Consider the following 20835-nt stretch of genomic DNA (forward strand, 5'->3'; position numbering starts at 1 on the left):
CATGGCATTTTTCAAGTTCCGCAAAGGTGGCGAAGACGCCCCCGCAGCCCCTACCGCCGCCGAGAGCGTGCAGGCCCTGCGCAAGCGTGCGCGCCACCGCCTGATCGGGGCGAGTGTGCTGGTGCTGGCCGGTGTCATCGGTTTTCCGCTGCTGTTCGACAACCAGCCGCGCCCGATTGCGGTGGACATTCCGATCGACATTCCGGACAAGAACAAGGTCAAGCCGCTGGGTAACCTGCCCGTGGCGCCCGCGCCCGTGCAGAGCGGCGCCGTGGGCGACGAAACCGCCCCGCCGCCGCTGACCACCCCGGCACCTGCCGTGGCCGAGGCACAACCCAACCCTGCGCCGGCCCCTGCGCCTGCAGCAGTGGCCCAGGTGGCGCCCAAGGAAGAAATCATTGCCCCGGCCAAGCCCGCGCCTGCGCCCGTGGCCGCCAAGCCCGAGCCCAAGCCTGAGCCGAAGATTGAAGCCAAGGCAGAACCCAAGCCGACGCCCGCCCCGGTGGCCAAGCCTGCGGCCGACGCCGCCAAGGCCCAGGCCTTGCTGGAAGGCAAGGAGCCGGCCAAGGCCGAGCCCAAGCCTGCACCCAAACCCGAAGCAAAGGCGGAAGCCAAGCACGATGCCAAGGCCGATGCCGGCAAGGGCCGTTTCGTCGTCCAGGTGGGCTCGTTCACCGACATGGCCAAGGCCCGCGAGGCACGCCTGAAGATGGAAAAGGCCGGCTTCAAGACCTATACGCAGGAAGTGCAGCTGAAGGAAGGCAAGCGGCTGCGCGTGCGCATCGGCCCCTTCGAGACCCGTGCCACCGCCGAGAAGGCGGCCGAGAAAGCCAAGAAGCTGGAGCTGAGCGGCGCCATCCTGGAGCTGTAAGGCGCGCGCCATGGCCACGGTGGACTGGATTTTCCTGGGCGTGCTGCTCTTCTCCATGGTGGTGGGTGCGTGGCGCGGCTTGGTGTACGAGCTGATTTCGCTGGCCAGCTGGTTCGTGGCCTTTGTGCTGGCGCAGTGGTTTGCGCCCGATGTGGCCAAGCACCTGCCCATGGCCGGTGCGGGCGAGGCGCTGCGCTATGCGGCGGGCTTCGTGGTGGTGTTCGTGGGCAGCCTGTTTGCGGGCAGCCTCATCGCCTTTGTGCTGAAGAAATTGATATCCGCCGTGGGCATGAGCCCGGCGGACCGCGCGCTGGGAGCCTTGTTTGGCGTGGTGCGCGGGGCAGTGTTGTTGCTGGCGGTGGTGCTGGTGGTGGGCATGACCCCACTGCACACCGGCAGCTGGTGGCAGGAGGCCACGGGGCCGCGGGTGGCCAACGTGGTGCTGTCCGGGCTGAAGCCGGTGCTGCCGCAGGAATTCGGAAAATACCTTCCTTGATGGGAACCAAACTATGTGTGGAATCGTTGGCGTTGTTGGTCAATCGCCGGTCAATCAGCTGATCTATGACGCCCTGCTGCTGCTGCAGCACCGGGGGCAGGACGCGGCGGGTATCGTTACGCAGCAGGACCGCAAGTTCTTCATGCACAAGGCCAAGGGCATGGTGAAGGACGTGTTCCGCACCCGCAACATGCGTGGCCTGCTGGGCAACTGCGGCCTGGGCCAGGTGCGCTACCCCACGGCGGGCAATGCCTTCAGCGAGGAAGAGGCCCAGCCCTTCTACGTGAACGCACCCTTCGGCATCGTGCTGGTGCACAACGGCAACCTCACCAACGCCAAGGCGCTCAAAAAAGAGCTGTTCGAGACCGATCACCGCCACATCAACACCGAGAGCGACTCCGAGGTGCTGCTCAACGTGCTGGCGCACGAGGTGGACAAGTGCACCCGCGGACACTCGGGGCTGCAGCCCGAGCACCTGTTCCAGGCCGTGGCCAGCGTGCACGAGCGCATCAAGGGCTCGTACGCGGTCATCGCGCTGATTGCCGGGCACGGTGTGCTGGCCTTCCGCGACCCCTTCGGCATTCGCCCGCTGTGCATGGGCAAGGGGGCGGACGGCACCCGCATGTTGGCGAGCGAATCGGTCACGCTGGAAGGCACCGGCATTGCGCTGGAGCGCAACATTGCCCCTGGCGAGGCCGTGTTCATCGACCTGCAGGGCAATGTGCATGCCCAGCAGTGCGCCAAGAACCCGCAGCTCATGCCCTGCATCTTCGAGTACGTGTACCTGGCGCGGCCCGACTCGGTCATCGACGGGGTATCGGTGTACCAGGCACGCCTGAACATGGGCGAGACGCTGGCCAAGCGCGTCATCTCCACCGTGCCGCCGGACCAGATCGACGCGGTCATCCCGATTCCCGAATCGTCGCGCCCGAGCGCGCAGCAGTTGGCGCAGCTCCTGGGTAAGCCCTACCGCGAAGGCTTCGTGAAGAACCGCTATGTGGGCCGCACCTTCATCATGCCGGGCCAGGCTGTGCGCAAGAAGAGCGTGCGCCAGAAGCTCAACGTGATCGCGAGCGAATTCAAGGGCCGCAACGTGCTGCTGGTGGACGACTCCATCGTGCGCGGCACCACTTCGAAGGAAATCGTGCAGATGGCACGCGATGCCGGCGCGCGCAAGGTCTACCTGGCCAGCGCCGCACCGCCGGTACGCTTCCCCAACGTGTATGGCATCGACATGCCCACCAGCAATGAGCTCGTGGCGTTCAACCGCAATGTGGATGAAATCCGCGCCATCATCGGTTGCGACGCGCTCATTTACCAGGACGTGGAGCCGATGAAGAAAGCTGTGGGTTCACTCAATGCCGGCCTCAAGGGCTTTGATGCCTCGTGCTTCGACGGCGTGTACATCACCGGCGACATCACCACCGATGACATTGCAGCACTGAACGCCGCACGCGTGGGCGGCTCGGAAGACGCTGACGACACCTCGCGACTGGCCCTGCCCAACGCCAGCGAGTAAGGACCGCGCATGAGCGACAAGCCAAACCCGCAAGACCTGCATCTGGACACCCTGGCCGTGCGCATGGCTGTGGAGCGCAGCCAGTACGGTGAGAACTCCGAAGCCCTGTACCTGACCAGCGGCTATGTGCAACCTTCGGCCGCCGCCTCGGCCCGCCGCTTTGCTGGCGAGGAAGAGGGCTTTACCTACGGCCGCTATGGCAACCCCACGGTGGCGAGTTTCGAGCAGCGCCTGGCCGCACTGGAAGGCAGCGAAGCCTGCATGTCCACCGCCTCGGGCATGTCCGCCATCCTGATGATGTGCATGGGCCTGCTCAAGGCCGGCGACCACGTGGTGTGCTCGCAGAGCATGTTCGGCTCCACCATCAAGCTCATCGGCTCCGACCTGGCCAAGTTCGGGGTCGAGTCCAGCTTCGTGCCGCAGACCGATGTGGCCGCGTGGAAGGCCGCCGTCAAGCCCAACACCAAACTGCTGTTCGCCGAAACGCCCACCAACCCGCTGACCGAGGTGTGCGACATCCAGGCGCTGGCCGACATCGCCCACAACGCCGGTGCTCTGCTGGCCGTGGACAACTGCTTTGCCACCCCGGCGCTGCAGAAGCCCATGACCCTGGGCGCCGACATCGTCATGCATTCGGGCACCAAGTACCTCGACGGCCAGGGCCGCGTCATGGCCGGTGCCTTGTGCGCCAGCCAGAAGCTGGTGACCGAGAGCTTCCTGCCGGTGCTCAAGAGCGCAGGCATGACGCTGGCGCCCTTCAATGCCTGGGTGGTGCTCAAGGGCCTGGAAACCCTGGGTATCCGCATGCAGGCCCAGTCGGACAATGCGCTGAAGCTGGCGCAGTGGCTCGAAGCCCACTCCGCCGTGCAGCGCGTGTTCTACCCCGGGCTGGCCAGCCACCCGCAGCACGCGCTGGCGATGCGCCAGCAGTCCAACTGCGGCGGTGCCGTGGTGTCCTTCGAAGTAAAGGCCGCCGACCCCGAACAGGCCCGTGCGCGTGCCTTCCATGTGCTCGACAGCATGAAAGTACTTTCGCTGAGCACCAACCTGGGCGACACCAAGACGCTGGTGGCCCACCCTGCCAGCACCTCGCATGGCCGCCTGACCGAAGTGCAGCGCCAGGCCGCTGGCGTGACCCAAGGGCTCATCCGCGTGGCGGTGGGCCTGGAATACATCGATGACATCACCGCCGACCTGGCGCGTGGTCTGGAAACCCTCTGACATGACCAAGACTCGTACCCGCTTCGCCCCGTCTCCCACGGGCTTCATCCACCTGGGCAACATCCGCTCGGCCCTGTACCCCTGGGCCTTTGCGCGTGCCACCGGTGGCGACTTCATCCTGCGCATCGAAGACACCGATGTCGAGCGCTCGTCGCAGGAGGCAGTGGACGTCATCCTGGAAGGCATGCAGTGGCTGGGCCTGAGCCACGACGAAGGCCCGTTCTACCAGATGCAGCGCATGGACCGCTACAAGGAAGTGCTGGCCCAGATGCAGGCCGCCGGACTGGTGTACCCCTGCTACATGAGCGTGGAAGAACTCGACGCCCTGCGCGAGCGTCAGATGGCGAACAAGGAAAAGCCGCGCTACGACGGCACCTGGCGCCCGGCCCCCGGCAAGGTGTTGCCGCCCGTGCCCCAAGGTGTGAAGCCGGTGCTGCGTTTCATGACGCCCCAGGGTGGCACCGTGTCCTGGGAAGACAAGGTCAAGGGCCGCGTGGAGTTCAGCAACGATGAGCTCGACGATCTGGTGATCGCCCGCCCAGATGGCACGCCCACCTACAACTTCTGCGTGGTGGTGGACGACATGGACATGGCCATCACCCATGTGATCCGCGGTGACGACCATGTGAACAACACCCCGCGCCAGATCCACATCTTCCGTGCCCTGGGCAAGGAGCCGCCGGTGTACGCCCACCTGCCCACCGTGCTCAACGAGGACGGCGAGAAGATGAGCAAGCGCCGCGGCGCCAAGCCCGTCACCTGGTACCGCGATGCCGGTTTCCTGCCCGACGCCATGGTGAACTACCTGGCCCGCCTGGGCTGGAGCCACGGCGACGACGAACTCTTCAGCCGTGCCCAGTTCCTGGAGTGGTTCAACCTGGACCACCTCGGCCGCAGTGCCGCCCAGTTCGACGAGACCAAGTTGCGCTGGGTCAATGCCCAGCACCTCAAGGGCTTGGCCGGTGAGGCGCTGGCGACGCTGGCGCAGCCTTTCCTGGCGCAGCGTGGCATCACCGCGGATGCACGCTTGCCCGCACTGTGCGACCTGCTCAAGGACCGTTGCGAAACCCTGGTGGCGCTGGCCGACTGGCTGGCGCGTTTCTACGGCGACGTGGCCGCCAGCGAAGAAGAACATGCCAAGCATGTGACCGACGCCGTGCGCCCCGCCGTGGCGGCGCTGGCCACCCGCCTGCAGAGCTGCGCCTGGGACAAGGCGGCCATCAACGCCGCCATCAAGGAAGTGCTGACCGAGTGCGGCCTGAAAATGCCGCAACTGGCCATGGCCGTGCGTGTGCTCGCCTTCGGCACGGCGCAGACGCCGTCGCTGGACGCGATGCTGGAGTTGAGCCAAAGAGAAAAAATTTTGGGACAGCTTGCCAAGGCCTGAAAAACATGTATATAATTCGAGTCTTCGGTAAACGACATAAGCGCAGTGAAAACTGAGTGAATGTTGACCCAGGATTTGGGGGTATAGCTCAGCTGGGAGAGCGCTTGCATGGCATGCAAGAGGTCAGCGGTTCGATCCCGCTTACCTCCACCAATCAAATACCGAAGCGGATTAGTCCAAGGTTTTGACCCTATCGTCTAGAGGCCTAGGACATCACCCTTTCACGGTGAGTACCGGGGTTCGAATCCCCGTAGGGTCGCCAAGTTGTAGCGCTTGGCCTGTGTTGCGAGATGCAGGCGAAAGCTATCTACCAGGAGTGGTAGTTCAGTTGGTTAGAATACCGGCCTGTCACGCCGGGGGTCGCGGGTTCGAGCCCCGTCCACTCCGCCAAAACTAAAAACCCTTGCAGGTGAAAGCTTGCAAGGGTTTTTGCTTTTGTGCGTCCTGACTTCTGTTTCCGTTTTCTTCAGACAAAAAAAGGGCAGCACGGAGACTGCCCTTGATGTTCTTGCCCAGTGGGCCGATCAAGCGGCCATGCCCAGGCGTTCATGGTGGCGGGCAATCTGTGCACGCACCTGCACAGGTGCGGTGCCGCCGAGCACGTTGCGTGCGTTCATCGAGCCGGAGAGGCTCAGCACGCCATAGACATCATTGCCGATGCTGGCATGGAAGCCTTGCAGGGTTTCCAATGGCAGCTCGGCCAGGTCACGCCCGGACTCGGACGCGGCCTTGACGGCATGGGCGACGGTTTCGTGGGCGTCACGGAAGGGGACACCCTTCTTGACCAGGTAGTCGGCCAGGTCGGTGGCGGTGGCATAGCCCTTGAGCGCAGCGGCCTGCATGGCCGGTGCGTTGACGGTGATGCCGCCTTCCTTGCGCTGGGTCTGGGCGTTGTACTGGCCGCCAATCATTTCGGCAAAGATGCGCAGGGTGTCCTTGAGCGTGTCGACGGTGTCGAACAGGGGTTCCTTGTCTTCCTGGTTGTCCTTGTTGTATGCCAGCGGTTGGCCCTTCATCAGGGTGATGAGGCCCATGAGGTGGCCTACCACGCGCCCGGTCTTGCCGCGTGCCAGTTCGGGCACATCGGGGTTCTTCTTCTGCGGCATGATGGAACTGCCGGTGGTGAAGCGGTCGGCGATCTTGATGAAGCCGAAGTTCTGGCTCATCCAGATGATCAGCTCTTCGCTCAGGCGGCTGATGTGCACCATGGTGAGGGATGCAGCGGCTGAAAATTCGATGGCGAAGTCACGATCGCTCACCGCATCCAGGCTGTTCTGGCTGACGCAGGCGTTGCCCTGTTCGTCGACCATTCCCAGCGTTCGGGCCACGCGTTCGCGGTCCAGTGGGTAGCTGGTGCCCGCCAGGGCAGCCGAGCCAAGGGGCAGGCGGTTCACGCGACGGCGCACGTCGGCCATGCGCTCGGCATCGCGCGCGAACATCTCCACGTAAGCCAACAGGTGGTGGCCAAAGCTGACCGGTTGGGCGACCTGCAGGTGGGTGAAGCCCGGAAGGATGACGTCGACGTTGCGCTCGGCCACTTCGACCAGCGCGCGCTGCAACTCCACCAACAGGGCAGCAATGGCGTCAATCTCGCTGCGCAGCCACAGCCGCACATCGGTGGCGACCTGGTCGTTGCGCGATCGGCCAGTGTGCAGGCGCTTGCCGGCAATGCCCACCAGTTCGGTCAGGCGGGCTTCGATGTTCAGGTGTACGTCCTCCAGGTCGAGCTTCCATTCGAACTGGCCGGACTCGATTTCCTGGGTGATCTGTGCCATGCCCTTCTGGATGGCGGCGTAGTCGTCCTGGCCGATGATGCCCTGTGCAGAGAGCATTTCCGCATGGGCCAGGCTACCGGCGATGTCGGCCTGCCACATGCGCTTGTCGAAGAAGACGCTGGAGGTGTAGCGCTTGACGAGATCGCTCATCGGTTCCGAGAATAGGGCGGACCACGCCTGTGATTTTTTATCGAATTGGTTTTGGGACATGGTGTGATTTCCGTGAGGTAGAGCGCAAAATCGGTCGCGCATGAGAGATACGCAAATTTTATCGGTCTTCCCCGAGCCCTCTGGCGCCAACCCGGCCCCGGAGCGCAAGCCGTCGCTGCTCGTGTTCGACGCCTGCCATACCGGGGTGGTGTTGCGTGCCGTTCTCTTTGTCGAGGTCTGCGTGGGCATTGCCATGATGTACCCGTCTACACGGCTGCTCGACTGGATGTTCCGCTTTTCACTGGCCACCGGTGCCGCGCTGCCGGCCACGTTGGCTTGGTTGCTGGCGGCCTGTCTGGCCAAGCGCCTGTTGGGGCGCCAGCCCTTTGGCGTGCAGTTGCTGCTCGCCAGCTTGCTGGGCGGGCTGTGCGCTGCCTATGGCAGCTTCCTGCTGTGGATGGCGGGCTTGCTGGAGCAGGTGCCGTGGTCGGCGGTGTTCGCCTCCGGCGCCTGGTTGTCCTTGCTGCTGGTCGCAGGGCTGTGGATGCGGGCCAAGGGCCGCACACCCGCGGCCACGGCAGCACAGCTGGCGGAACTGCAGGCCCGTATCCGGCCGCACTTCCTGTTCAATACCCTCAACAGTGCCATCGCGCTGGTGCGTACCGAGCCCGCCAAGGCTGAGGCGCTGCTGGAAGACCTCAGTGACCTGTTCCGCCAGGCCCTGCGCGACCCCAACCAGACGGTGAGCCTGTCCCAGGAGATTGATCTGGCCCGGCGCTACCTCGCGATCGAGCAGGTGCGCTTCGGCCAGCGACTGCGGGTGCAATGGGATCTGGACCCGGCAGCCGAGCGGGCCCAGCTGCCTTCCCTGGTGTTGCAGCCCCTGGTGGAAAACGCAGTCCGCCATGGCGTGGAGCCGAGCGATACCGGTGCCGATGTTCGTGTATCGACACAGCGGCGTGGCTCGGCGGTGGTCATCAAGGTCACCAACACCGTGCCCGGTGGCCAGGGCGTGGCCGGCCACGGTGTCGCGCTGCAGAGCGTCAAGGAACGCATTGCCCTGATGCATGATGTGCAGGGACAGGTGCGCAGCGGCATGAAGGATGGCCTGTTTCAGGTTCGCATCGAGGTGCCACTATGACTGCACCAACCCCGCTCGAGTCCATGGCGCTGCGTGTGCTGGTGGTTGATGACGAATCCTTGGCCCGTTCGCGTCTGTGCAGCCTGCTGGGCGATTGCACCGATCCCAGCGCCGAGGTGGTGGCCCAGGCGGCCAGTGCCACGGAGGCCATGGACATTCTGCAGCACCAGCGTGTAGACGTGGTGCTGGCCGACATCCACATGCCCGGCGCCAGCGGTCTGGCCTTGGCCAAGGCATTGCGCGAGCGGGAGCGCTCACCGGCGGTGGTCTTTGTCACGGCGCATACGGAACACGCCGTTGAAGCCTTCGATATTGATGCGGTGGACTACCTTTCCAAGCCGGTGCGCTTGGAAAGACTGCGTGCGGCGCTACAAAAAGTGCAGCGGCACCAATTGCTGAACGCACCGGATGATGCTGCAGATGCCGAGGCGGTTCTGGTGGTGCAGGAGCGCAATCGCACCCACCGGATTCCGCTGCGCGACATTCTCTACTTCAAGGCCGAACTCAAGTACGTCACGGTCCGCACCAGTGCGCGCTCCTACATCTGGGACGGTGCACTCAGCGAGGTAGAGGAGCGTTTTGGGCCCGGGTTCATGCGCGTGCACCGCAATGCCCTGGTGGCAGTCCAGGCGGTGACTGCGCTGGAAAAGCACCATGGCGAGGATGCCGACGGCGAGGGCTGGCAGCTGCGCCTGCGTGGCATCGACGACACCGTGGCGGTGTCGCGGCGCCAGCTGCAGGCCGTCAAGGAGTTGCTCTCGCGCTGAAGCGCGGGAGCGCCCCTCTAGCCGGTGTTGCGCAGGCCGGCTGCGATGCCGTTGATGGAGATGTGGATACCGCGCTGCACGCGCTCGTCCGACTGACCGGCGCGGTAACGGCGCACCAGCTCGACCTGCAGGTGGTGCAGTGGATCGATGTAGGGAAAGCGGTGGCGGATGGAGCGCTGCAAGGCGGCGTTGTTCGTCAGCCGGTGCTTGTCGCCGGTGATGCGTTCCAGTGCGTTGGTGGTGCGGTGCCACTCCTTGTCGATGGCGGCAAACACCTGCTTGCGCAGCTTGGCGTCGGGCACCAGCTCAGCATAGCGTGACCCCAGGGCCAGGTCGCTCTTGGCCAGTACCATGTCCATGTTCGACAGCAGGGTGCGGAAGAAGGGCCATTGGCGGTACATCTTCTGCAACAGGGCCAGGCGCTGCGCCGCTTCGTCCTTTGCACCGGCGCCGCCTTCGAGGAAGCGCTCCACGGCCGAGCCAAAGCCATACCAGCCGGGTAGCGTGAGGCGGCATTGCCCCCAGCTGAAGCCCCAGGGAATAGCGCGCAGGTCCTCGATGCGCTGGCTGGCCTTGCGCGAAGCGGGTCGCGAGCCGATGTTGAGCTCGGCAATCTCGCGGATCGGCGTGGCACTGAAGAAGTATTCCGCGAAGCGGGGCGATTCGTACACCAGGGCGCGGTAGGCCGCCATGCTGTGGCTGGACAGCTCGGCGGCTGCGTCCAGGTAGGCACGGGTGGCAGGCTTGGTGGGCTGCAGCAGTGTGGCTTCCAGCGTGGCCGCCACCAGGGTCTCGAGGTTGCGTCGGCCGATCTCGGGGTTGGCGTACTTGGAGCCGATGACCTCCCCTTGCTCGGTCAGGCGGATCTGGCCGCGCACGGTGCCGGGGGGTTGGGCCAGGATGGCCTGGTAGCTGGGGCCACCGCCGCGGCCCACGGTACCCCCGCGGCCATGGAACATGCGCAGCTGGACGCGCTTGCCCGCACCGAGGCGTGCATTGAGCTCGTCGAACAGGTCCACCAGGGCAATCTCGGCCCGGTACAGCTCCCAGTTGCTGGTGAAGATGCCGCCGTCCTTGTTGCTGTCCGAGTAGCCCAGCATGATGTCCTGCTCGGCGCCACTGGCCAGCACCATGTCTTCAATGCCGGGCATGGCATAGAACTCGCGCATGATGGGTGCCGCATTGCGCAGGTCTTCAATGGTCTCGAACAGCGGCACGACGATCAGGTCACATTGCGCGGGGTGGTCGGGGGCATCGCTGAGGCTGCCGCGCAGTAGCCCGGCTTCCTTCTGCAGCAGCAGCACTTCCAGCAGGTCGCTCACCGACTCGGTGTGGCTGATGATGTAGTGGCGGATGGCATGGCGGCCGTAGGCGGCCAGCGATTGCCGGGCCGTGGCAAAGATGGCCAACTCACTCTGGGTGTGGGCGCTGTACTGGGCCGTGGGCACCTGGACCGAGCGGACATCGTTGAGCAGCGACAGCAGCAAGCGTCGTTTGGCGTCTTCGGGCAGGGCGCTGTAATCGGATTCGATGCGGGCAACGCTAAGCAGCTCGGCCACCACTTCCTCGTGCTTGTCCGAGCTTTGGCGCAGGTCGACGGTGGCAAGGTGAAAGCCGAACACCTCCACGGCGCGCAGCAAGGGGCGCAGGCGCTCGCGCACCAGGGCCTGGCCGTGGTGGGCGCACAGCGAGGCTTCAATGGTGCGCAACTCCTGTGCAAAGTCTTCCGCACAGGCATAGGGGTTCTGGGGAGCTACGGCATGGCGCGCTGCTTCGGTTCCGGTGAGGGTCCGCAGGGTGGCTGCCAGGCGCGCATACATGCCGGTGAGCGCGCGGCGGTAGGGTTCGTCCTGGCGGTGCGGGTTGGTGTCGGGCGAACTTTCGGCCAGCGCCTGCATGGCGGGCGTGCAGTCGGCCAAGCGGGCGGAAATGGACAGCTCTCCGCCGAGGTAATGCACCTCGGTCAGGTAGTGGCGCAGGGCCACTTCGGCCTGGCGGCGCAGGGCGTACTCGAGGGTATCGGCGGTGACGTTGGGGTTGCCATCGCGGTCGCCACCGATCCACTGGCCCATGCGCAGGAAGGAGTGCACTGGCCCCACATCGAGCTGGTCCTCGAGGTTGGCATACAGCCGCGGGATCTCGCGCAGGAAGGTGGATTCGTAGTAGCTCAGGGCATTCTCGATCTCGTCGACCACAGTGAGCTTGGAAAAGCGCAGCAGGCGCGTCTGCCACAGCTGCATCACGCGGGCCCGCAGCTGGTCTTCGTTGGCCTGCAGTTCGCGCTGGCGCAGGGCGTCCTTCTTGCCACCGAAGGCGGCGGACTGCAGCACGATCGCATCGCGCTGGGTCAGCAGCCGGGCGATGTTGCGTTCCGCATCCAGGATGCTCTTGCGCTGTACCTCGGTCGGGTGCGCGGTCAGCACCGGCGATACGTAGCTGCGCGCCAGCGTTTGCGCGATGGCGTCGGGCGCAATGCCAGCCCAGCGCAGGCGTGACAGGGCCACATCGATGCTGCCTTCCTGGGTGTCGCCACTGCGCTCGTGGATTTCCCGGCGGCGGATGTGGTGGCGGTCTTCGGCCAGGTTGGCCAGGTGGCTGAAATAGGTGAAGGCACGGATGACGCTGACGGTCTGGTCGCCGCTTAAGCCCTTGAGCAGTTTCTTCAGCGCGGCATCGGCGCTGTGGTCGGCGTCGCGTCGGAACGCCACCGACAGCAGGCGGATGCGCTCGATCAGTTCGAAGGCTTCCACCCCCTCCTGTTCGCGGATGACGTCGCCCAGGATGCGTCCCAGTAACCGGATGTCGTCCAGCAAGGGCCGTTCGTTGTCTTTGGTCTGGCGCGAAGATGCCTTGGCAGGCGTGGAATTCATGGTGTCTTCCTATGCTGGATCAAGCCGGGTGTGGAAAAGCCCATGCTAGCATTGAAGGCTATCCAACCATTACAAACAGGTTACGACTGTGACGACATTCACCATCGCCACGCGCGAAAGCCGTCTGGCGCTCTGGCAGGCAGAGCACGTGAAAGCCTTGCTCCAAGGCATGGGCCATGCGGTTTCGCTACTGGGCATGACCACGCAGGGAGACCAGATCCTGGATCGCTCCCTCAGCAAGGTCGGCGGCAAGGGCCTGTTCGTGAAAGAGCTGGAAGTGGCGCTGGAAGAGGGCCGCGCCGATCTGGCCGTGCATTCGCTCAAGGACGTACCCATGGAGTTGCCGCCCGGATTCGATCTGGCCTGCGTCATGGAACGTGAAGACCCGCGCGATGCCTGGGTGTCCAACACCTATGCCCGCCTGGAAGACCTGCCCCAGGGTGCGATCGTGGGGACCTCCAGCCTGCGTCGCGTGGCCCTGCTGCGCGCCCTGCGCCCGGACCTGAAGATTGAGCCGCTGCGGGGCAACCTCGACACGCGCTTGCGCAAGCTCGACGAAGGCCAGTACGACGGCATCGTGCTCGCAGCCGCTGGGCTCAAGCGCCTGGGACTGGTAGCGCGCATCCGTTCGATTTTTGAGCCCGAGCAGATGCTGCCCGCCGCCGGGCAGGGTGCCTTGGGCATCGAGGTGCGCAGTGACCGTGCCGATGTCGGATCGGTGCTTGTTGCGCTGGCTCACCAGCCCACCTGGCTCGCCGTGGCCGCAGAGCGTGCGGTTAGCCGCGTCATGGGCGGAAGTTGTTCCATGCCACTGGCTGCTCACGCCGTCTGGGTGGGTGACCAGCTGGACATCCGTGCCGTCTGGGGCGACCCGGACGGCAAGCTCGCGCTGGCCAAGGCGCAGCGTAGCGGTGCTGCCGCCAACCTGGACCAGGCCTTGGCGCTGGGCGAGGCCGTGGCCCGCGATCTGCAGCAGGCCGTGGCAGCCAACACAGCCGGGCGAGACTGAAGCATGCGGGTCGTGGTGACACGGCCAGCGCGCGATGCTGCGCCCTGGGTGGCGGCCTTGGCGCAACAGGGATACCAGCCTTGGGCCTTGCCGCTCATCGCAGTGGCCCCGGTGGCAGATGCGGCGCCGGTGCGCGCCACCTGGGCGCGTGGCCCGTGGAGCGCAGCCCTCTTCGTGAGCGCCAATGCGGTGGATGCGTTCTTTGCATTGAATTGGCCTGAGGTCCGCCGAAATACTGCGTGGACAGCTAGCAAAACAATAGCGTTTGCTCCGGGGCCGGGAACCCGCAAGGCCTTGCTGGCCCAGGGTGTGGCCGAGGATCGCATCGTCTCTCCGGCATCGGACAGCGCCCAGTTCGATTCGGAAGCCCTGTGGCAACAGGCGCAGGGTCTGGTCGGGGCTGGCTTTCGTCTGCTGGTGGTGCGCGGTACCACTCAGGGCAGCTCCTCCCAGGATGGTGTTGGCCGCGACTGGTTGGCCGCCCAGGTGGTGGCGCGCGGCGGTACGGTGGAGCATGTCGTGGTCTACGAGCGTGTCGCCCCGGTGCTGTCCATCGAAGAGCGCGCCAAGGCGGAGCAATGCGCGCAGGATGGTTCGGTCTGGTTGTTCAGCAGCTCCGAAGCCATTGCCAATCTGCGTACGGCCTTGCCGGAGCAAGGCTGGGCGCAAGCGCGCGCCGTGTGCACCCATCCGCGCATTGCCCAAGCTGCGCAGGCCGCTGGATTCGGGCTTGTATGTACGACGCGGCCAGCGCTGGACAGCGTGGTAGCGTCGATACAATCCCTGCAATGAGCCCTGATCCCACCGTAACCGAATCGTCTGCCAGCGACGTGGCGCTGCCTGTGGCCGCTGCCGCACCGTGGTGGTCGGACCGTCGCCTGCAGGCACTGGCAGTGATTGCGGCACTGGCGCTGGGAAGCAGCTTGGTGCTGTGGCAGAAAGTGTCTGGCATGCAGCAACAACTCGCACGCCAGAGCGAAGATGCGGGCAATACCGCAGCCGAGGCCCGGACCCAGGCACGCCAGGCCGTGGAAACAGCGACCCAAACTGCAGCCAAGCTCGCCGTCACCGATGCCAAGCTGGCCGAAGTGGCCTTGCAGCGTTCACAGCTCGAAGAACTGATGCAGAGCCTGTCACGCTCGCGCGATGAGAACCTGGTCGTCGACATCGAATCCGCGCTGCGCCTGGCGCAGCAGCAGGCGCAGCTCACCGGCTCGGTGGAGCCGCTGTTGGCAGCGCTGCGCGCGGCCGAGGTGCGCATTGGTCGCACCGCACAGCCCCGACTGGCACCGGTGCAACGCGCCATTGCGCGCGACCTCGCAAAGGTCAAGTCGAGCGTGGTGGCCGACACGCCAGCCCTGCTGATCAAGCTCGACGAGCTGGTGCTGCTGGCCGACGAATTGCCACTGGCCAATGCCGTGGGAGCGCACCGCGACACCACTGCAACGAAACGCCAGCCTGATGAACCGCTGATGCAATGGTCCTGGCGTTGGTTGCAGGCGTTGCAGGATGAGGTCCGTACCTTGGTGCGGGTGAGCCGTATCGACGCGCCGGAAGCGAGTCTGGTGGCGCCGGAGCAAGCCTTTTTCCTGCGGGAGAACCTGAAGTTGCGCCTGCTCAATGCGCGCCTGGGGCTGGTGTCGCGCCAGCTGGACTCGGCGCGCTCTGACCTGGCGACGGCATCGACCGCCATCACACGCTACTTCGACCCGGCGGCCCGAAAGACCCAGACGGCGACGGCCTTGGCCCAGCAGGTCATGGGGCAGATGAAGGTCATGGAATTGCCCCGTGTGGATGACACGCTGGCGGCCCTGGCCACGGCTGCGGCGGGGCGTTGAACATGCGCGCGGTCCTGTGGTTGCTGGGCTTGTTTGCGGTGGCGGTGGTCGCTGCACTGTTTGCCGGCAATAACCATGACTCGGTGACCCTGTTCTGGGAGCCCTACCGCGTCGATCTCTCGTTCAACCTCGCGGTGGTGCTCGTCGCCGGACTGTTTGTCGTGCTGCATACGGCGTTCAATGCGGTGTCGGCGCTGCTCAACATTCCCCAGCAGGCGCGACGCTGGCGCCTGTCCCAGCGCGAACGCGCCATGTATGCCGCCTTGCTGGACGCCTTGACCTTGCTGGTCTGCGGGCGTTTCGTGCGGGCCCGCAAGGCTGCGGAACGTGTGCTCGAAATGGATGAGGCCTTGGGGCGCGGCGGTGAGAAGCTGCCTTTCGGTACCCGGCTGCGCGCCATGGCGCACCTGATTGCTGCCGAGAGCGCCCATGCGGTTCAGGACCGCAGTGCGCGCGAGAACCATCTCGGGCGCGCCTTGCAGGCAAGCCAAACCCGTGAGGGGCAGGAACTGCTCGATGGCGTGCGCCTGCGCGGGGCGCGCTGGGCTTTCGATGATCGCCAGGCCGAACAGGCCCTGGAGCAACTAAACCAGCTGCCTTTAGGGACATCGCGGCGCACCTTGGCCCTGCGCTTGCGCTTCAAGGCAGCGCGCCTGGCCGGCGATGCCCGGCTGGCACTGGACACCGCTCGCTTGCTGACCAAGCACCGGGCCTTTTCCGAATTGGCGGGTGCCAGTATTGCCCGCGGCCTGGCCATCGAGGCCTTGGGAGCCACCCACGACCCGGTGCAAGTGCAGCGCGTCTGGGCCGGACTCGATCCAGCGGAGCAAGCGATGCCCGACGTTGCGCTGTTCGCAGCCCGACGCTTGGCCCAGAGCGGTGGCAGTGCCGCCATGGCCCAAAGCTGGCTCATGCCGGTGTGGTCGGCCGCCACGGGTGTCGGCACAGCAAGGCTCAACGATGCTCAGCGTGTTCAGCTGGTGGCGGTGATGGAAACGCTGTTTGCAAAGGAAGATGCAGCCTTGGACACCGAATGGTTGCGCCGCATCGAGCAGGCCCAGGCCGCGCACCCGGCGGATGCCTTGTGGAACTATCTGGCCGGAGTGGCTTGCATGCGCATGCAACTGTGGGGCAAGGCCCAGCAATTGCTCAAGCAGTCGGTGGGCGGGCTCAGGGATGCCGACATGCGGCGTCGTGCCTGGCAGCATCTGGGTGCCATGGCCGAAGAACGCCAGGATATGGCCGCCGCGCTCACGGCCTATCGCGAAGCCGCAAAAACCTGACCGGCGCCGGGTGACTTGGCGGTCAATCATGGCTATTATGCGACCATGACATCCCTCACCGAACACCTCATCAAGCTCACGGACCACCGTGATCGCGACTTGCTGGAGTTAACCCTGGCCAAGGCCATGGTGAAGCTGCTGCCCATCGACCGCGTGCTGATTTCCAAGGTAGTCAGTGAAGAGGGCGTCAAGCGATGGATTGACATCGTGACCCTCGATGCCCGTGGTGGCGGCAAGGTGCAGGACCCCTTGCGGGTTGACTTCGACCAGTTGCCAAAGCTTGAGGATGAGCGTCACCGCATGCGCTGCCTGATGGAAAAGGGCGTGGTGGAATATGCCTGGGCGGGCGACAACGGACCGCGCATCAGCTACCTGCCGCTGTTCCTGGACAACCGCAACCAGGAAGAGGGTGTCATCGAGGTGCATTCGGGCGGCAGCCTGACACAGCCCCAGCTGGACCTGATTGGGGACCTGCACCACGTCTTCATCAACATGTACAACCTGCTGGCCTACAGCGATCGCGATGCGCTCACCGGCTTGCTCAATCGCAAGTCGCTGGACGATACCTTCTACCGCGCGGTGCTCGATGAATTGGGCGAGTTGGAAAATCCCGACAAGGCAATGGAAACGGTTGTGGCGCCCGGCAAGGAGCGCCGCCACCGGGTTCCCCCCAACTACTGGCTGGGTGCGATCAGCGTCGACGATTTCAAGGCGCTCAAGGAGCAGCATGGACAGGTGGTCGCCGAGGAGGTCTTGCTGCTGGTGGCCCGTATCGTCAACAACACCTTCCGCACCTACGACCGGCTCTACCGCTTCGGTGGCGACGAGTTCGGTGTGCTCATGCATTGTCCGGACGAGGCCTTGGTGCTGGCTGCTTTCGAGCGTTTCCGGGCCAACATCGAGAAGTTCAACTTCCCGCAGGTCGGACGCGTCACGATCAGCGCAGGCTTTACGCGCATCACGCCCGACGACTCGCCCCAGACCTCATTGGCACGCGCTGAGAGTGCGGTGGACTATGCCCAGCAACACGGCAAGAACCAGGTGTTCAGCCACCCGGATCTGTTGCGCCGCGGTCTGGCGAGCGAGGGGGCCTGAGGCGATAGGTCTCCTGCAGAGCACCGATCTTTTTCTCGCCCCGACTGGAAATGAAAAAGGCACCTTGCGGTGCCTTTTTCATTGGTGGGTGACGCCATGCAGATGCATGCGACGCCACCCGGTGCAGTGCTGCTTCAGGCCGACTGGCTTTCCTCGAAAGGAAGAGTCATTTCACGCAAGTCCTTGCGGGTTTCCACCAGGATCAGCGGGCGGTCGTCCAGCACCACGGGTGCGGGGCGCTCGCGCGGTACATGCACCGGCTTGGGTTCTGCAGCAATGGCAGCAGCCACGGCGGCGACCCGCTCCGGGTTGGAGTTGACCCACTGCAGACCCGAATCCTGGGCAATCTGTGCCAAGGCATCCATCGGCAGGGCGTAGCTCGCAACGCGGGGCATCGAAGAAGCGGTCGTCGTTGCCGCAGCCACGGGTGCTTGGGCTGCCGGGGCCGAGGCAGACTCGGCCACCGCCGTTGCCTGTGCAAATGGCAGGGTTTCCTGTGCAGCATCTTCCGCGCGGGGTGGGCGGTTGGCGCGATCGCCACGGTTGCCTCGGTCGCGGCCATAACGGTCGCGGGAGCGGCGTTCGCGGCCCTCGCCTGCTTCACCGGAAGTAGCCGGTGCATTGTCTTCGGCCGTACTCATCAGGGCGGTATCGGCTCCGGCTTCGGTCGCTGCAGCTTCATCACGCGGCGTGCGGTCCTGGCGTTCGCCACGGTTGCGGTTGCGGTTGCGACCGCCACGTTCACCGCGCTCGCGGCCTTCCGTACGGGGTTCTCCACCCTCGGCGGTCGGTGTTTGCGTTGCGTTCAGGGTTTCGTCGGTGCCATTGGCCAACTCTGTGCGGGGGGCCTGGGCTTCGCCTTGGCGCGGGCCACGGGGGCCGCGTTCCTGGCGCTCGCCGCGAGGGGCGCGTGGTTCACGATTGCCGTTGTCGGACGTGGAGTCGGTCGCGGCGGTCTGCGTGCGCAGATCACCTTCCTGGCGCTCACGGCCCTGGCCCTCGGGGCGACCATTGCGCTCACCACGTTCACCGTTGCGGCCATTGCGGCCATTGCGCTCACCGCGGCCATTGCGCTCGCCGCCGCGTTCTGCGCCGCCTTCGCCGCCGTTGCGGCTGCCCTCTCCGCGCCCCTCGGGACGCGGGCCACGGCGATCACCGTTGCGGTTGCCACGCTGGCCATCGCGGCCGGGGCGGCCATCGCGTTGGCCTTCGGGTTTTGCGGGTGTCGCAGCGGGTGCGGGGGTTGGCGCAGGTGCCGGCGAGCCACCGAACAGGGACTTGAGCCAGCCGAAGAAGCCGCCGGACGCTGGTGCTGCCGGCTCCGCCTTGGCTACCGGAGCGGGAACCGCCGCGGGTGCGGGGGCTGGCTTGGGTGGGGCCACAGGGGCGGGAGCGTCGGGCAGCACGCCCTTGATCACCGGGGTCTGCTTGTTGGTCGGTTCCTGCGAACGGCGGGTTACCGAAGTGGCCTCGTCCTTCACGTCGGCCATCTTGTAGCTGGCCTGGATGTGGTCGAGGCGCGGGTCGTCGTGCTTGAGGCGTTCGAGTTTGTAGTTCGGCGTTTCGAGTGCCTTGTTGGGCACCATCAGCACGTTGATGCGCTGCTTGAGTTCGATCTTGGTGATCTCGTTGCGCTTCTCGTTGAGCAGGAAGGACGCCACTTCGACCGGCACCTGGGCCAGCACGGAAGCGGTGTTGTCCTTCATGGACTCTTCCTGGATGATGCGCAGGATCTGCAGCGCCGAGCTTTCGGTATCGCGGACGTGGCCGGAGCCGCCGCAGCGCGGGCAGGGGATCGAAGCCCCCTCGGACAGGGCCGGGCGCAGGCGCTGGCGGCTCATTTCCATCAGGCCGAATTTGGAGATGGTGCCGAACTGCACGCGGGCGCGGTCCTGGCGCAGCGCATCGCGCAGGCGGTTTTCCACGTCACGGCGGTTGCGCGACTCTTCCATGTCGATGAAGTCGATGACGATCAAACCGCCGAGGTCGCGCAAGCGCATCTGGCGGGCCACTTCGTCCGCGGCTTCGAGGTTGGTGCGGGTCGCGGTTTCTTCGATATCACCACCCTTGATGGCGCGGGCCGAGTTCACGTCCACGGACACCAGCGCTTCGGTGTGGTCGATCACGATGGCGCCACCGGAGGGCAGCTGCACCGTGCGGGCGTAGGCCGACTCGATCTGGTGTTCGATCTGGAAGCGGCTGAACAGCGGGGCATCGTCACGGTAGCGCTTCACGCGGGCGGCGTGCTCGGGCATCACGTGGGCCATGAACTGCTGGGCCTGTTCGTACACGTCGTCGGTGTCGATCAGGATGTCGCCGATGTCGTGGTTGAAGTAGTCGCGGATGGCGCGGATGACCAGACTGGATTCCTGGTAAATCAGGAAGGCGCCCTTGCCGCCCTTGGCCGCGCCGTCGATGGCGTTCCAGAGTTTGAGCAGGTAGTTCAGGTCCCATTGCAGTTCCGGGGCGCTGCGGCCGATCCCGGCAGTGCGCGCGATGATGGACATGCCGTTGGGGTATTCCAACTGGTCCATGTTTTCCTTGAGCTCGGCACGGTCATCGCCCTCGATGCGGCGCGAAACGCCACCACCGCGGGGGTTGTTGGGCATCAGCACCACATAGCGGCCGGCCAGCGAGACGAAAGTGGTCAGGGCTGCGCCCTTGTTGCCGCGCTCTTCCTTTTCGACCTGGACCAGCAGTTCCTGGCCTTCCCTGATCACGTCCTGGATGCGCGCCTGGGAGGGCGATACGCCTTCCTTGAAGTACATCCGGGAGATTTCCTTGAACGGCAGGAAACCGTGCCGGTCTTCGCCGTAGTCGACAAAGCAGGCTTCCAGCGAGGGTTCGACGCGGGTGACTACCGCCTTGTAGATGTTGCCCTTGCGCTGCTCGCGTCCTTCGATTTCGATTTCATAGTCGAGGAGTTTCTGTCCGTCGACAATGGCCAGGCGGCGTTCTTCGGCCTGCGTGGCGTTGATCAGCATCCGTTTCATGGAGTGCGTCCTTCATCAGTAAAAACATGCCCTGTAGGGGCGCGAGATGTTTTGCTGACGGAGCGAAACGCGGTGGAATTGCCGATCGTGGCCTGATTACTCGAGGTATTCAGGGCCTGGCGCGTGGATGGGGACGACGGCGTGCAGCTGTGCACTTGCTACCGGTTTGGTAGCTGTCTGCGCAGTATTGGTAAGGGCCACAGCCTGATTCATGCCAAAGCAAAGGGCGCGTTGGCCCCGCTGGCACAGTGCAATCAGGCGTAACAGCAACACAAACATGTCGTCTGAATCCGTGCCCAGAACGCAATGGTCTGAACACTTGGGGTATTCCGTATCAGTGTTTCAATCCGTCGGCTTGACCGTTCTGGCAACCGGCCATCACGCGCTTTGGCGGGTGATTCTCTCGGGTGATCAGGGCGG

The 20835-nt window shown here is 65.0% G+C and carries 15 protein-coding genes and 3 tRNA genes; 15 read left to right on the forward strand and 3 right to left on the reverse strand.

Features of this window, described 5'->3' with window-relative positions; all coding sequences use genetic code 11:
• Position 1: 1 nt before the first annotated feature.
• The 8 genes from RQP54_RS08475 to RQP54_RS08510 all read left to right on the forward strand — a co-directional run bounded on the left by RQP54_RS08475 (position 2) and on the right by RQP54_RS08510 (position 5884).
• Positions 2 to 871, forward strand: coding sequence for an SPOR domain-containing protein (locus RQP54_RS08475; protein ID WP_315677811.1), 870 nt, complete (start codon positions 2 to 4; stop codon positions 869 to 871).
• A gap of 10 nt (positions 872 to 881) precedes the next feature.
• A complete protein-coding gene (locus tag RQP54_RS08480) occupies positions 882 to 1367 on the forward strand; it encodes a CvpA family protein (RefSeq protein WP_315677813.1) in 486 nt (161 codons plus the stop codon).
• A gap of 13 nt (positions 1368 to 1380) precedes the next feature.
• A complete protein-coding gene (gene purF / locus RQP54_RS08485) occupies positions 1381 to 2886 on the forward strand; it encodes an amidophosphoribosyltransferase (protein WP_315677814.1) in 1506 nt (501 codons plus the stop codon).
• A 9-nt stretch (positions 2887 to 2895) separates the two neighbouring features.
• The gene (locus RQP54_RS08490; protein WP_315677815.1) at positions 2896 to 4107 is read left to right on the forward strand and encodes an O-succinylhomoserine sulfhydrylase; all 1212 of its coding nucleotides are present in this window, start codon (positions 2896 to 2898) and stop codon (positions 4105 to 4107) included.
• Between the two features lies 1 nt (position 4108).
• Complete coding sequence (gene gltX / locus RQP54_RS08495; protein WP_315677816.1) at positions 4109 to 5494, forward strand: glutamate--tRNA ligase; 1386 nt, start codon at positions 4109 to 4111, stop codon at positions 5492 to 5494.
• Positions 5495 to 5571: 77 nt separating this feature from the next.
• A tRNA-Ala gene (locus RQP54_RS08500) sits at positions 5572 to 5647 on the forward strand.
• A 33-nt stretch (positions 5648 to 5680) separates the two neighbouring features.
• Positions 5681 to 5756, forward strand: a tRNA-Glu gene (locus RQP54_RS08505).
• 51 nt (positions 5757 to 5807) lie between these two features.
• Positions 5808 to 5884: transfer RNA gene (locus tag RQP54_RS08510), tRNA-Asp, on the forward strand.
• A gap of 134 nt (positions 5885 to 6018) precedes the next feature.
• On the opposite strand, the gene argH is transcribed toward RQP54_RS08510, so the two are convergent.
• Positions 6019 to 7479 carry an argininosuccinate lyase gene (gene argH, locus RQP54_RS08515; RefSeq protein WP_315677817.1) on the reverse strand — a complete coding sequence of 487 codons (1461 nt, stop codon included), beginning with the start codon at positions 7477 to 7479 and terminating at the stop codon, positions 6019 to 6021.
• Between the two features lie 40 nt (positions 7480 to 7519).
• Here argH and RQP54_RS08520 point away from each other — a divergent pair, with 40 nt between their 5' ends.
• Both RQP54_RS08520 and RQP54_RS08525 read left to right on the forward strand, forming a co-directional pair.
• The gene (locus RQP54_RS08520) at positions 7520 to 8560 is read left to right on the forward strand and encodes a sensor histidine kinase (protein WP_315677818.1); all 1041 of its coding nucleotides are present in this window, start codon (positions 7520 to 7522) and stop codon (positions 8558 to 8560) included.
• Complete coding sequence (locus tag RQP54_RS08525) at positions 8557 to 9327, forward strand: LytR/AlgR family response regulator transcription factor (protein ID WP_409997544.1); 771 nt, start codon at positions 8557 to 8559, stop codon at positions 9325 to 9327. Before RQP54_RS08520 ends, RQP54_RS08525 begins: the two co-directional genes overlap by 4 nt.
• A 17-nt stretch (positions 9328 to 9344) precedes the next feature.
• On the opposite strand, the gene ppc is transcribed toward RQP54_RS08525, so the two are convergent.
• Entirely contained in the window at positions 9345 to 12197 is a 2853-nt protein-coding gene (gene ppc, locus RQP54_RS08530) for a phosphoenolpyruvate carboxylase (RefSeq protein ID WP_315677819.1), read from the reverse strand.
• 88 nt (positions 12198 to 12285) lie between these two features.
• Between ppc and hemC the strand changes: the two genes are divergently transcribed.
• The 5 genes from hemC to RQP54_RS08555 are packed head-to-tail and all read left to right on the forward strand — an operon-like array spanning position 12286 to position 17422.
• Positions 12286 to 13206: a hydroxymethylbilane synthase gene (gene hemC, locus RQP54_RS08535; protein ID WP_315677820.1), complete on the forward strand. Its 921-nt coding sequence runs from the start codon at positions 12286 to 12288 to the stop codon at positions 13204 to 13206.
• A gap of 3 nt (positions 13207 to 13209) precedes the next feature.
• Positions 13210 to 13998 (forward strand): uroporphyrinogen-III synthase, encoded by a 789-nt coding sequence (locus tag RQP54_RS08540; protein ID WP_315677821.1) that lies wholly within the window; start codon positions 13210 to 13212, stop codon positions 13996 to 13998.
• Positions 13995 to 15044 (forward strand): uroporphyrinogen-III C-methyltransferase, encoded by a 1050-nt coding sequence (locus RQP54_RS08545; protein ID WP_315677823.1) that lies wholly within the window; start codon positions 13995 to 13997, stop codon positions 15042 to 15044. The genes RQP54_RS08540 and RQP54_RS08545 overlap by 4 nt, the downstream gene beginning before the upstream one ends.
• Positions 15045 to 15046: 2 nt before the next feature.
• Positions 15047 to 16327: a heme biosynthesis HemY N-terminal domain-containing protein gene (locus RQP54_RS08550; RefSeq protein WP_315677824.1), complete on the forward strand. Its 1281-nt coding sequence runs from the start codon at positions 15047 to 15049 to the stop codon at positions 16325 to 16327.
• A gap of 45 nt (positions 16328 to 16372) precedes the next feature.
• Entirely contained in the window at positions 16373 to 17422 is a 1050-nt protein-coding gene (locus RQP54_RS08555) for a GGDEF domain-containing protein (protein ID WP_315677825.1), read from the forward strand.
• Between the two features lie 134 nt (positions 17423 to 17556).
• Here RQP54_RS08555 and RQP54_RS08560 read toward each other — a convergent pair whose 3' ends face one another.
• Positions 17557 to 20415, reverse strand: a complete 2859-nt coding sequence (locus RQP54_RS08560) for an Rne/Rng family ribonuclease (protein WP_315677826.1) — start codon at positions 20413 to 20415, stop codon at positions 17557 to 17559.
• Between the last annotated feature and the right edge of the window lie 420 nt (positions 20416 to 20835).

Origin of the sequence: Curvibacter sp. APW13, from assembly GCF_032337135.1 — a bacterium.
Taxonomy (GTDB): Bacteria; Pseudomonadota; Gammaproteobacteria; order Burkholderiales; family Burkholderiaceae_C; genus Allorhodoferax.